Here is a 12,899-nt window from a genome sequence, read left to right as displayed (position 1 = left end):
GGGTGGCGCGGGTGGTGCAGGGTGGCGCGGTTGGTGCAGGATGGCGCGGTTGGTCGGCGCCGGCGCGTGCGAGAAGCCGGCCCTAGGCGTGCGGCTCCTTCCGCGCCATCTCTGACGTACTGCGCCGGGCGCGACGGTCGTGCCGGGCGCGGGTGGTGCAGGGTGGCGCGGGTGGTGCAGGGTGGCGCGGGTCGTGCGTGGCGCGGGTGGTCGGCGCGGTCGCGGGCGAGTACGCTCTGGCGCATGAGCGACGTCAAGACGCATCCCACCGGGGAGTCCGTGGCCGAGTTCCTTGCGAAGGCCGAACCGGCGGGGCGCCGCGAGGACGGGTTCGTGTTGCGCGAGCTGTTCGACCGGGTCACGGGCACCGACGCGGTCATGTGGGGCCCGTCGATGGTGGGCTACGGGCTCGAGCACTACCGCTACGAGTCCGGCCGCGAGGGCGACACGATGATCGTCGGCTTCTCGCCCCGCAAGGCGTCGATGTCGATCTACGGCCTGCAACTGCCGGGCGTGCCCGAGTCGGCCCAGCTCATCGAGCGGCTCGGCAAGGTGAAGGTCGGCGCATCGTGCATCTGGGTCGGCCGCCTGTCGACGATCGATCTCGGCACGCTCGAGTCGCTCGTCGACCTCGCATGGGTGCACGCGCGCGGCTGAGACATCCGCCGCCCGCGCCCCGACGCCACCGCAACCGGGCCGCGCCGGTTTGCGACCGGGTCGGCCGCGCCGATACAGTGCCAGACATGACCGCTGTCCCGGACGCCCGCCACGCACGCGCCACGCGTGCCGGTGTCGCGCGCGCCCGACGGCGAGGCGAGCGCCGAATCCAGGCGACCCCGCACGCCGCGTGAGCGGTGCTGTGCGGGCGTCGCCGGATCCGACCCATCACCCGCACAGCTCTAAGGTTGAAGCATGACCTACTCCGTCGCCGTCTCAGGCGCTTCCGGCTACGCCGGTGGAGAGATCCTCAGACTCATCGCCGACCATCCCGAGTTCGACGTGCGCACGGTCACCGCGCACTCCAACGCGGGCCAGCCGCTCGTCGCGGTGCAGCCGCACCTGCGCAGCTACACGCATCTGACGCTGCGTGAGACCACCCCCGAGGTGCTCGCCGGGCACGACCTCGTGTTCCTCGCGCTCCCGCACGGTGCGTCCGGCGCGGTCGCCGCCGAGCTGTCCGACGACACGCTCGTGATCGACTGCGGCGCCGACCACCGGCTCGAGGACCCCGCCGACTGGGCCGCGTTCTACGGCGCCGACCACCACGGCGCATGGGCGTACGGGGTGCCCGAGCTGCCCAGGCTGTCGGGCACGCAGCGCGACCGGCTCGCGAAGTCCCGCCGCATCGCCGCACCAGGGTGCAACGCCTCGACCGTCGCGCTGTCGCTCGCGCCCGGCATCCGCGCCGGCGTCATCGAAGAGCAGGATCTGGTCTCGGTGCTCGCCGTCGGGCCCTCCGGCGCGGGCCGGAGCCTGAAGGCCAACCTCCTCGCGTCCGAGATCCTCGGCTCGGCGAACCCGTACGCCGTGGGCGGCACCCACCGCCACATCCCCGAGATCCAGCAGGCGCTGCGCTGGGCGGGGGCCGACCGGCCGACCATCTCCTTCACGCCGCTGATCGTGCCCATGTCGCGCGGGATCCTCGCGACCTCGACCGCGCGCATCGTCCCGGGCACGGATGCCTCGGCGATCCGTGCCGCGTGGGAAGACGCATACGCCGGGGAGCGCTTCGTGCAGCTGCTGCCCGAAGGGCAGTTCCCGCGCACGGCCGACGTGCTCGGCGCGAACACCGCGCTCATGGGCCTCGCGATCGACGAACGAGCCGGCCGGGTCGTCGTCGTCACCGCCGTCGACAACCTCGTCAAGGGCACCGCCGGCGCGGCGATCCAGTCCGCCAACATCGCCCTCGGCCTCGCCGAGTCGACCGGCCTTCCCGTGAATGGAGTCGCCCCGTGACCGTGACCGCGCCCGCAGGCTTCGACGCGGCCGGCATCGCCGCCGGCATCAAGCGCACCGGCGCGCTCGACCTCGCGGTCGTCGTGAACCGGGGCCCCTCGCAGGCGGGCGCCGCGGTGTTCACCTCGAACCGGGCGATGGCCAACCCGATCATCTGGTCGAAACAGGTCATTCTCGACGGCGTGGTCACGGCCGTCGTGCTGAACTCGGGCGGCGCCAACTGTTTCACGGGACCCGAGGGGTTCCAGGTGACGCACCGGACCGCCGAGGCGGCCGCGTCGGCCCTCGGCGCGTCGGCCGGTGACGTGCTCGTCTGCTCGACGGGGCTCATCGGCGACCAGCTCGACGGCGAGATCCTCGAGGAGGGCGTGCTCTCGGCCGTGAACCGGCTCTCGGCGGGCGGCGGCGAAGACGCGGCACGTGCGATCATGACGACCGACTCCGTGCCGAAGACCGTCATCGTCGACGGCGCCGGCTGGCGCATCGGCGGCATGGCGAAGGGCGCCGGCATGCTCGCGCCCGGGCTCGCGACCATGCTCGTCGTGCTCACGACCGACGCGGACCTCGCTGCCGGCGAGCTCGACGGCGCGCTGCGCGAGGCGACCCGGCTCACGTTCGACCGGCTCGACTCCGACGGCTGCATGTCAACCAACGACCAGGTCACGCTGCTCGCGAGCGGGGCCTCGGGCGTTCGGCCGCCGATCGAGGAGTTCACCGAGGCACTCGTGCGCGCCTGCGACGAGCTCGCCGCGAAGCTCCAGGCCGACGCCGAGGGCGCGAGCCACGAGATCACCATCGAGGTCGTCGGCGCGGTCTCCGAGTCCGACGCCGTCGAGGTCGGCCGCTCCGTCGCCCGGAACAACCTGTTCAAGGCCGCGATCTTCGGCAACGACCCCAACTGGGGGCGCGTGCTCGCCGCGATCGGCACCACGGCGGCCGAGTTCGACCCCTACCTCGTGGACGTGTCCATGAACGGCGTGCGCGTCTGCCACGCCGGCCGCCCCGACCGCCCGCGCGAAGAGGTCGACCTCACCCCGCGCGCCACGACGGTGCGCATCGAGCTGCATGCCGGCGAGGCATCCGCCACGATTCGCACCAACGACCTGACGCACGACTACGTGCACGAGAACAGCGCCTACGCGAGCTGAGTGAGATGAGCAACGAGACGACCGCAAACGCGGCGACCGAACCCGACGCGACGACCGAACCCGACGCGGTGACCGACCCAGAAGCACTCGCCAAGCTCGAGGCGGCCGAGAAGGCCCGCACGCTCATCGAGTCGCTGCCCTGGCTGAAGCGCTATCACGGCGAGACGATCGTCGTGAAGTTCGGCGGCAATGCGATGGTCAGCCCCGAGCTGCAGCGCGCGTTCGCCGAGGACATGGTGTACCTGCGCTACGCGGGCATCAAGCCCGTCGTCGTGCACGGCGGCGGCCCGCAGATCTCGGCGATGCTCGAGCGCCTCGGCATCGAGAGCGAGTTCCGCGGCGGGTACCGCGTCACCACGCCCGAGGCCATGGACGTCGTGCGTATGGTGCTCACGGGCCAGGTCAACCGCGAGCTGGTGAGCCTCATCAACGAGCACGGGCCCATCGCGAGCGGGGTGTCGGGCGAGGACGCCGGGCTGTTCACGGGCCGGCGGCGCGGTGCGGTCGTCGACGGCGAAGAGGTCGACCTCGGGCTCGTCGGCGACGTCGTCGCGGTCGATCCGTCGGCCGTGATCGCACATCTCGAAGCCGGCCGCATCCCGGTCGTCTCCTCGATCGCGCCCGACCTCGACGAGATCGGGCAGTCCCTCAACGTCAACGCCGACTCGGCCGCGGCCGCGCTCGCGGTCGCGCTCGGCGCCGCGAAGCTCGTCATCCTCACCGACGTCGCCGGGCTGTACCGCGACTGGCCGAACCGGGACTCGCTCGTCTCCGAGATCGAGGTGCCCGAGCTCGTCGAGCTCCTGCCCTCGCTCGAGTCGGGCATGATCCCCAAGATGACGGCCTGCCTCGACGCGGTCGCCGGCGGCGTCCCGAAGGCGGCCATCATCGACGGGCGAGAGCCGCACTCGATCCTGCTCGAGGTCTTCACACAACAAGGGTCGGGCACCGAGGTCGTGCCCGGCGGAACGGGGGAGCAGGCGTGAGCGCCGCAGAGTCCACGACCACGCAACCGAGCACGCAGACCGCCGAATGGCGCGAGCGCTTCGACCGGCGCATGATGCGCTCGCTCGGCACGCCGCTCGCGAAGTTCGAGCGCGGTCGGGGCGCCCGGGTGTGGGACGACCAGGGCAACGAGTACCTCGACTTCCTCGCGGGCATCGCCGTCAACTCGCTCGGCCACGCGCATCCCGTGTTCGTCGAGGCGGTGTCGCGTCAGGCGGCGAAGCTCGCGCACGTCTCGAACTACTTCATGACCGAGCCCGTGCTCGAGCTCGCCGACCGGCTCACGCGGCTCGCGGGCGCGGGCGACGGCGGCCGCGTGTGGTTCGGCAACTCGGGCGCCGAGGCCAACGAGGCGGCGTTCAAGCTCGCGCGGCTGAACAACTCCGGCGGTGCGCGCACGCGCGTCATCGCGCTCGTCGACGCGTTCCACGGCCGCACGATGGGATCGCTCGCGCTCACCGGCAAGCCGCACATGCGGCAGGCGTTCGAGCCGTTGCCGGGCGGCGTCGAGCACATCCCCGCGACCATCTCGGCGCTCGAGGCCGCGGTCGACGACGCGGTCGCCGCGGTGATCCTGGAGCCCATCCAGGGTGAGGCGGGCGTCGTCGAGCTTCCCGCCGGCTTCCTCGAGGCGGCCCGCGAGGTCACCCGCCGGCACGGCGCGCTGCTCATCGTGGACGAGATCCAGACCGGCGCGGGCCGGACCGGCGCCTGGTTCGGCTTCCAGCACGCCGGGATCACGCCTGACGCGATCACGGTCGCGAAGGGCGTCGGCGGCGGCTTCCCCATCGGCGGACTCATCACGTTCGGGCACGCGTCCGAGCTGTACCAGAAGGGCCAGCACGGGTCGACGTTCGGCGGCAACCCGCTCGCGACCGCGGTGTCGAACGCCGTGCTCGGCGAGATCGAGCGCGCTGGGCTCGTCGAGAACGCCGCGCGACGCGGCGACGAGCTGCGCGAACGCATCCTCGCGCACGGCTCGCCGCACGTCGCCGGCATGCGCGGCCGAGGGCTGCTGCTCGGTGTGGCCCTGGCCGAGCCGATCGCCGCGCGCGTCGCGCACGCCGCGCTCGAGGCCGGCCTCATCGTCAACGCCGCCAACGACTCGACCCTGCGTCTCGCCCCGCCGCTCACGATCGGCGACGCCGAGCTCGACGAGTTCGATCGACGATTCGCGCGAGCCCTCGAGCTCGCCGACCGCCCGACCGACCACTGACCGACCCGGAACGGACCCACACGCATGACCCGTCATCTCCTCCGCGACGACGACCTGAGCCCGGCCGAGCAGGCCGAGGTGCTCGACCTCGCTCTCCGGGTGAAGGCCGACCGCTTCGCCGAGCGACCGCTCGAGGGGCCCGGTACCGTCGCCGTGATCTTCGACAAGACCTCGACGCGCACCCGGGTGTCGTTCTCGGTCGGCATCGCCGACCTCGGCGGGGTGCCGCTCGTGATCTCGAGCAGCGAGAGCCAGCTCGGCGGCAAGGAGTCGATCGCCGACACCGCGCGCGTGCTCGAGCGCATGGTCGAGGCCATCGTGTGGCGCACGTTCAGCCAGGCCGGGCTCGAGGAGATGGCCGACGGCACCCGGGTCCCGGTCGTGAACGCGCTGTCCGACGACTTCCACCCGTGCCAGCTGCTCGCCGATCTGCTCACGGTCCGCGAGCGGTTCGGCGAGCTCGCCGGTCGTACGCTCGCGTACGTCGGGGACGGCGCCAACAACATGGCCCACTCCTACCTGCTCGCGGGCGCGACGGCCGGCCTGCACGTGCGGATCGGCGCTCCCGCGGACTACGCGCCGCGCGCCGACCTCGTCGAGGACGCCCGCCGCATCGCGGCGACGACCGGCGGATCCGTGCTCGTCACGACCGACCCGCACGAAGCGGTCCGCGGTGCCGACGTCGTCACGACCGACACCTGGGTCTCCATGGGGCAGGAGGACGAGAAGGCCGCCAGGCTCGAGGTGTTCGGCGCGTTCCGCGTCGACGAGGAGCTCATGCGCGAGGCATCCGGCGACGCGATCTTCCTGCACTGCCTGCCCGCGTACCGCGGCTACGAGGTCGACGCCGCGGTGATCGACGGGCCGCAGTCGGTCGTCTGGGATGAGGCGGAGAACCGCCTGCACGCGCAGAAGGCGCTGCTCGTCTGGCTGCTCGCGCAGCACGGCGGCGCGGAGGCCGGCACGGAGGCCGGCACGGAGGCCGGCACGGCCGCCGGCGCGGCCGCCGGCGAAGGGAGCGCACGATGACCGATCAGGGCACCACGAACGAGGGCTCGCTGTGGGGCGCACGATTCGCGGGCGGCCCGTCGGCCGAGCTCGCCCGCCTCTCGAAGTCCACGCACTTCGACTGGCAGCTCGCCCCCTACGACCTCGCGGGCTCGCGGGCGCACGCGCGAGCCCTCGCAGCCGCGGGATACCTGACCGACGACGAGCTCAGCCGGATGCTCGCGGGAGTCGACGCGCTCGAGGCACGGTTCGCCTCGGGTGAGCTCGTCGCCGCCGAGTCCGACGAAGACGTGCACGGCGCGCTCGAGGCCGCGCTCATCGCCGAGGTCGGCGCCGACCTCGGCGGCAAGCTGCGCGCCGGCCGCAGCCGCAACGACCAGATCGCGACGCTCGTGCGGCTGTACCTGAAGGACCATGCGGCCGTCATCGGCCGGGACCTCGTGCACCTCATCGACGCGCTCGCGGCGCAGGCCGACGCGCACCGCACGGCCGTCATGCCGGGCCGCACGCATCTGCAGCACGCCCAGCCGGTGCTGCTCGCGCACCACCTCCTCGCCTACGGGTGGGCGCTCTCACGGGACCTCGAGCGCCTCGTCGACTGGGGCAAGCGAGCGGATGTCTCGCCCTACGGCGGCGGCGCGCTCGCGGGTTCGACGCTCGGCCTCGACGCCGCGTCGGTCGCCGCCGAGCTCGGCCTCGCCGCCCCGGCCGAGAACTCACTCGACGGCACGGCGAGCCGCGACGTCGTCGCCGAGTTCGCGTTCGTCACGGCCATGATCGGCATCGACGTGTCGCGCCTCGCCGAGGACGTCATCCTCTGGAACACGCGTGAGTTCGGCTTCGTGACCCTCCACGACGGCTACTCCACGGGATCGTCGATCATGCCCCAGAAGAAGAACCCCGACATCGCCGAGCTCGCGCGCGGCAAGTCGGGCCGGCTGATCGGCAACCTCTCGGGGCTGCTCGCCACGCTCAAAGCGCTGCCGCTGGCGTACAACCGCGACCTGCAGGAGGACAAGGAGCCCGTCTTCGACTCGGTCGAGACGCTCGAGGTGCTGCTGCCGGCGTTCACGGGCATGATCGCGACGCTGACGTTCCACACCGACCGCATGGCCGAGCTCGCGCCCGCCGGGTTCTCGCTCGCGACCGACGTCGCGGAGTGGCTCGTCAAACGGCACGTCCCGTTCCGCGACGCCCACGAGATCACCGGTGCGCTCGTGCGCGTCGCCGAGGAGCGCGGACTCGAGCTCAACGAGGTCGACGACGCGACGCTCACGTCGATCTCCGTCCACCTCACGCCGGAGGTGCGGGAGGTGCTGCGGGTCGAGGGTTCGATCGCGAGTCGTGCGGGGTACGGGGGCACCGCACCCGAGCGTGTCGCCGAACAGTTCGCCCGGCTCGCGGACCGGGTGCGTCACCTCGTCGCCGGGCTCCCGGAACCGCGCTGAACGGTGCTCGACGGCGTGGGCCTTGACGGTGCGGGCCCGGACGGCCCGGTGCCCGACGGGCCGGTGCCCGACGGGCCGGTGCTCGACGGCTTGGTGCCCGCGGCGCGCGAGCTGCTCGCGGGCGATGCGGTCGACGTGGCGCCGCGCCTGCTCGGTGCGGTGCTGTCCCACGCCACCCCTGACGGCCGGGTGGCCCTCAGGCTCTCGGAGGTCGAGGCGTACGGCGGCGTCGGCGAGGACCCCGGATCGCACGCGTTCCGCGGGAAGACCGCGCGGAACGCGGTCATGTTCGGCGAAGCCGGCCACCTCTACGCGTACTTCACGTACGGCATGCACGTGTGCTTGAACGTCGTGACGGGGCATCCGGGCGCCGCGTCTGCGGTGCTTCTCCGCGGCGCGACCGTCGTCGAGGGCCTCGAGCTCGCGCGGGCCCGCCGGCCCGGCGCGCCCGATCGCGACCTCGCGCGCGGGCCCGCGCGCCTCGGTCTCGCACTCGGGGTCCCGCTCTCGGCCGACGGCGATGACCTGTTGCGGCATCCGTATGCGCTGCACCTGCCCGCCGCGCCGCTGCGTCACGCGACCGGGCCGCGGACCGGCGTGAGCGGCGAGGGCGGGGGCGTCGCGTTCGCGCGGCGGTTCTGGTTGCCGGATGACCCGGGCGTCTCGCCGTACCGGAGGCACCGGCGCGCCGCGGGCTGAGGGGTGGCGCCGCGCGGTCGGGGCGCGTCAGCGCAGCGCGAGGTGCACGACGAGGCCCGCAGCGCAGGCCCAGATCAGGCTTGCCAGCGTGCCGATGATGAACCGCTCCCGAGCCTCGGGCGCTTCGAGCTCGGTGAACCGGCCGACGCCCTTGACCGCGACGACGATCGCGAGGCCCTCGGGGAAGCCCGCGACGATCGTGCCCGCCGCGGCGAGCCGCTCGAGCACGCCGATGGTCGTGCCGCCGCGTAGCACCTCACGGCGCGCGGGGAGTGCGCCGGGCGGGGTGTCGGCTTTGGAGTCGGTGACCAGGATGCCGCCGTGCAACCCGGGAACGGCGCTGCGGCCCATCGCGAGGTCGAGTGCGGTCGACGCGGCGGGCCCGCCGCCGAAGACGGCGGCGACGAGGGCGAGCGCCGTGATCATGCCCGCGATGGCCGGCGGCAGCTCATCGCCCGCGAGCGCGGCGAGGGCGACGGCCGCCGCGAGACCCGCGGCGGCGAGCCAGGCCATGAGCCGGTGCTGCGGGCGGACGAACGCGATGACCGAGAGCGTGGCCGTCGCGGCGAGCACGAGCAGCAGTAAGACGATCCAGACGATGAAGTTCAGGGTGATCATGCGGCTCCTCCGGTGGCGGACGCGTCGACGTCGGCGATCAGGCGGGCGAGCGCCGGAAGCGCTTCCAGCTCGGCTTTGATGTTCGCATGTTTGGCGCGCGAGCTCACGGCGGGTGCGCTCACGCCGAGCTGCTGGGCGATCTCGGCCTGCGTGGCGCCGGCGAGCATGTGGTCGTAGACCTCCCAGCCGGGCTCGGTGCGGCGTTCGCGCAGCAGCAGGGTCAGCGCGATGAGCGCTTCGGCGTGCGACGCATCCGCTCCTGCGGCCTCCATGGCGAACCTCGGCCGCGCCTTCTTCGCACGTTCGACGGCGACCCGCGCGGTGAAGAACGCGTCGCCGCTCGCCTCGCGGATGTCGGGGGGCAGGGGAGTGCGCACGGCTCCGCAGCCGAGGCCCACGCTCCAGTCGTCATCGCGCGTGAGCTCGAAGACGAGGTGCAGCGCGGTCGTCGCATCGTCGGTGAGCATCTGGATCTCGTCGCCCGCGTTCCGCCCCGGGGGGAGCGTCAATCGCTCGCCGTGACGCGCGGCGATGCGGTCGAGCTCGGCGCCGGCGAGATCGGGCCGATGCCGGCTGTCGACCTGGTCCGCGGTGATGACGAACACGCGGGCTCCTTTCGGCTCGGGGCTGAACGTGCGGTGGATTAAGCCTACATAGTTATTTCGTGCTCACATAGAACTGTAGCCTGAATTCTTCACTGATACTCTTGCTGGCGTGTTCACGCCCGAGATCCTCGCAACCCAACAGAACGATCCCACGTTCGCGGACGTCTGGGACGAGCTCAACTGGCGCGGCCTCGTCCACGTCTCGACGGACCAGGCCGCGCTGAAAGAGCTCCTCGCGGGAGATCCCATCACGTACTACTGCGGATTCGATCCGACCGCACCGAGTCTGCACCTCGGCAACCTCGTGCAGCTGCTCGTCATGCGCCGTCTGCAGCTCGCCGGGCACCGGCCGCTCGGTCTCGTCGGCGGCTCGACCGGCCTCATCGGCGACCCCAGGCCGACCGCCGAACGCACGCTCAACACCAAAGCGACCGTCGCCGACTGGGTCGGCCGGCTCCAGGGGCAGGTGAGCCGCTTCCTCTCGGGCGAGGGCGACAACGGCGTCCGTCTCGTGAACAACCTCGACTGGACCGCCGGGCTGTCGGCCATCGACTTCCTGCGCGACATCGGCAAGCACTACCGCGTCGGCACCATGCTGAAGAAGGATGCGGTCGCCTCCCGGCTGAACTCGGACGCCGGCATCAGCTACACCGAGTTCAGCTACCAGATCCTGCAGGGCTTCGACTACCTCGAGCTCTACCGCCAGTACGGCTGCGTGCTGCAGACCGGCGGCAGCGACCAGTGGGGCAACCTCACGAGCGGCACCGACCTCATCCACCGGGTCGAGGGCGCGAGCGTGCACGCCATCGGCACCCCGCTCATCACGAACTCCGACGGCACGAAGTTCGGCAAGAGCGAGGGCAACGCCATCTGGCTCGATGCCGCGATGTGCAGCCCGTACCGCTTCTACCAGTTCTGGCTCAACACCGACGACGCCGACGTGATCGCGCGACTCAAGGTGTTCACATTCCTCACCCGCGCCCGCATCGAGGAGCTCGCCGAGCTCGTCGAGCGCGAACCGTTCCGCCGCGAGGCGCAGCGTGTGCTCGCGAGCGAGGTGACGACGCTCGTGCACGGCGCCGACGCCACGGACGCGGTGATCGCGGCCTCGCAGGCACTCTTCGGCCAGGGCGAGCTGCGCTCGCTCGATCGCCCGACCCTCGCGGCCGCGCTCGAAGAACTGCCCAACACCAGGGCGACGACGGATGCCTCGATCGCGCAGCTCCTCGTCGACACCGGGCTCGTCGCGAGCCTCGGCGAGGCCCGGCGGGCGATCAAACAGGGCGGGGTCTCGCTCGACAACGAACGTATCGACGACGATGCCGCGACCCTCGCGGGTCGCGTCGACTCCGGCGGGCTCGCGGTGCTGCGCCGCGGCAAGAAGACCCTCGCCGGCGTGTTCGTGGAGTAGGCGTTCGTCGTGACCGGGTCCGCTGAGCAGCTCGTCCGCCGTGTGTGGGCCGAACTCGGGCGGGACGCGGGAGAGCTCGCCGCGCTCGATGCGCTTCCGGCGGTGCCGTTGCCCGCCCGGCTCGACGTGTCCGGGCTCGCGGCCGGAGCGGTCGCGGCGGCATCGCTCGCCGGGGGAGTGCTCGCGGCGGGCGGTGCGCGGGGGACGGCGGGTGGTGGGCCCGGGACGGCGGGCGGTAGGCGCGGGCGGGCGTGGATCCGGCTCGACGGTGACCGGATCGCGACAGCCTTCACCAGCGAGCGCTGGTTGCGGGTCGGGGGCGAGCGACCAGATGTGTGGGCGCCGCTCTCGGGCTTCCGCCGTGCCGCCGACGGCTGGGTGCGCACGCACGCGAACTACCCGCACCACGCGGCCGCGCTCCGGCGTGCGCTCGGGCTCGCCGCCGATGCCGGTGCCGATCGCGTCGATGCGAGCATCGCCTCGCGATCCGCCGCCGACGTCGAGGCCTCGGTCACGGCAGCCGGGGGCGTGTGCGTCGCGGTCCGAGCCGAGTCGCCGGACGACGACGCCCGGCTGCGGGAGACCCCGCTGATCGAGCTCGGGGGCGCCGAACTCGACGCCGCTCCGGTCGTTGGCCGGGTGCGGCGGCTCCGGGGCGACGCCGGCACGGCGCACCCGCTCGAGGGCGTTCGCGTGCTGGACCTCACACGCGTGATCGCGGGCCCGGTCGGAACCCGGACGCTCGCGCTGCTCGGCGCGGAGGTGCTCCGCGTGGACTCGCCGCTCCTGCCGGAGCCCGAGTGGCAGCACCTCGACACCGGCGCGGGGAAGCGCAGCACGCTGCTCGACCTCCGCTCCGCCGCCGACCGAGCACGATTCGACGAGCTGCTCGACGCCGCGAACGCCGTCGTGCTGGGCTACCGGCCGGCTGCCCTCGCACGGCTGGGTCTCGATCCCGAACTGCTCGTCACGCGGCATCCCGGCCTGGTCGTCGGACAGCTTGCCGCATGGGGCTTCAGCGAGGCCGACGCGGACCGGCGCGGTTTCGACAGCATCGTCCAGGCGGCGAGCGGCATCGCGGTCGTCGAGAGCGACGGCGAGCGACCGGGGGCATTGCCGGCGCAGGCGCTCGATCACGCGACCGGGTACCTGCTCGCGGCCGCGCTCGTCTCGATGCTCGGTGCGCATGCCGGTCGAGGCCGCATCGCGCGCCTGTCGTTGCGTCGAACCGCGGCCGAGCTGCTCGGCATGCCGCGCAGCGGAGCCGCCTCGCCCGCCCGCGCGCTCTCGGACGAGATCGCGGCGCGGAGTCTCGAAGAGCTGCGGGTGGGGTCGGTGCCGGAGGCCGAGCCGGTCTCGGCGGCGGGAGCCGATGGTCCGCGGACCGTGCGAGTTCCGTCGCCAGCGCTCGCTGCCGCGGTCGCTTCCGCGCACTGGCCCGCTGGGCCTCGCGCCTGGGGGAGAGACGCAGCCAGATGGGCGGAATGACGCGCGACACGCCCGGGATGTAGGGCTGAGTTGCACGGACCGGCCGTCCTCCGTAAAGTATTCATTCGTTGCCCCAAAGGCGCGGGAGAGCGAGAAGCTCACCGGCCCTCAAGCGGAACGATTCCAGAAGCTCTGATCCGATCGGATCACCGATTTCTGACGCATTCGGATGCGTCCTCACGGATGACCGAATGGAGACGACAAGCCTCGAATGAGACGCCCCTCGGGACGTCGAAGCGAGAGCGTCCGTTTCTTGAGAACTCAACAGCGTGCACTATGTTCAATGCCAATTTTTGA

The 12,899-nt window shown here is 72.4% G+C and carries 11 protein-coding genes and 1 pseudogene; 10 read left to right on the top strand and 2 right to left on the bottom strand.

The window, feature by feature from the left end:
* Window positions 1-243: 243 nt before the first annotated feature.
* From RH864_RS14200 to RH864_RS14165, 8 genes and pseudogenes are all read left to right on the top strand, one after another.
* Window positions 244-657 carry a DUF1801 domain-containing protein gene (locus RH864_RS14200; protein WP_310518216.1) on the top strand — a complete coding sequence of 138 codons (414 nt, stop codon included), beginning with the start codon at window positions 244-246 and terminating at the stop codon, window positions 655-657.
* Window positions 658-912: 255 nt separating this feature from the next.
* A complete protein-coding gene (gene argC, locus RH864_RS14195) occupies window positions 913-1,956 on the top strand; it encodes an N-acetyl-gamma-glutamyl-phosphate reductase (protein WP_310518215.1) in 1,044 nt (347 codons plus the stop codon).
* A complete protein-coding gene (argJ, locus tag RH864_RS14190; protein WP_310518214.1) occupies window positions 1,953-3,104 on the top strand; it encodes a bifunctional glutamate N-acetyltransferase/amino-acid acetyltransferase ArgJ in 1,152 nt (383 codons plus the stop codon). Before argC ends, argJ begins: the two co-directional genes overlap by 4 nt.
* 5 nt (window positions 3,105-3,109) lie before the next feature.
* On the top strand, window positions 3,110-4,090 hold the full coding sequence (argB, locus tag RH864_RS14185; protein ID WP_310518213.1) for an acetylglutamate kinase: 981 nt from the start codon (window positions 3,110-3,112) through the stop codon (window positions 4,088-4,090).
* The gene (locus RH864_RS14180; protein WP_310518212.1) at window positions 4,087-5,325 is read left to right on the top strand and encodes an acetylornithine transaminase; all 1,239 of its coding nucleotides are present in this window, start codon (window positions 4,087-4,089) and stop codon (window positions 5,323-5,325) included. Before argB ends, RH864_RS14180 begins: the two co-directional genes overlap by 4 nt.
* Before the next feature lie 24 nt (window positions 5,326-5,349).
* Window positions 5,350-6,267 (top strand): annotated as a pseudogene (gene argF, locus RH864_RS14175) (ornithine carbamoyltransferase); the annotation flags it as partial.
* Between the two features lie 83 nt (window positions 6,268-6,350).
* Window positions 6,351-7,781, top strand: a complete 1,431-nt coding sequence (gene argH / locus RH864_RS14170; protein WP_310518211.1) for an argininosuccinate lyase — start codon at window positions 6,351-6,353, stop codon at window positions 7,779-7,781.
* 90 nt (window positions 7,782-7,871) lie between these two features.
* Entirely contained in the window at window positions 7,872-8,480 is a 609-nt protein-coding gene (locus RH864_RS14165) for a DNA-3-methyladenine glycosylase (protein WP_310518308.1), read from the top strand.
* A gap of 27 nt (window positions 8,481-8,507) precedes the next feature.
* Here RH864_RS14165 and RH864_RS14160 read toward each other — a convergent pair whose 3' ends face one another.
* On the bottom strand, window positions 8,508-9,098 hold the full coding sequence (locus RH864_RS14160; protein ID WP_310518210.1) for a hypothetical protein: 591 nt from the start codon (window positions 9,096-9,098) through the stop codon (window positions 8,508-8,510).
* Window positions 9,095-9,703: a DNA-binding protein gene (locus tag RH864_RS14155; protein WP_310518209.1), complete on the bottom strand. Its 609-nt coding sequence runs from the start codon at window positions 9,701-9,703 to the stop codon at window positions 9,095-9,097. Before RH864_RS14155 ends, RH864_RS14160 begins: the two co-directional genes overlap by 4 nt.
* A gap of 109 nt (window positions 9,704-9,812) precedes the next feature.
* On the opposite strand from RH864_RS14155, the gene tyrS reads away from it, so the two are divergent.
* Together tyrS and RH864_RS14145 are read left to right on the top strand one after the other, a co-directional pair.
* Window positions 9,813-11,114, top strand: coding sequence for a tyrosine--tRNA ligase (tyrS, locus tag RH864_RS14150; protein ID WP_310518208.1), 1,302 nt, complete (start codon window positions 9,813-9,815; stop codon window positions 11,112-11,114).
* Between the two features lie 9 nt (window positions 11,115-11,123).
* Window positions 11,124-12,602 carry a CoA transferase gene (locus RH864_RS14145; protein WP_310518207.1) on the top strand — a complete coding sequence of 493 codons (1,479 nt, stop codon included), beginning with the start codon at window positions 11,124-11,126 and terminating at the stop codon, window positions 12,600-12,602.
* Window positions 12,603-12,899: the final 297 nt, after the last annotated feature.

The organism is Agromyces aerolatus (assembly GCF_031432255.1).
In the GTDB taxonomy this organism is placed as follows: domain Bacteria; phylum Actinomycetota; class Actinomycetes; order Actinomycetales; family Microbacteriaceae; genus Agromyces.
The sequence above is the reverse complement of the archived record's forward strand: the minus strand, read 5'-3'. Positions and strand labels throughout refer to the sequence as shown.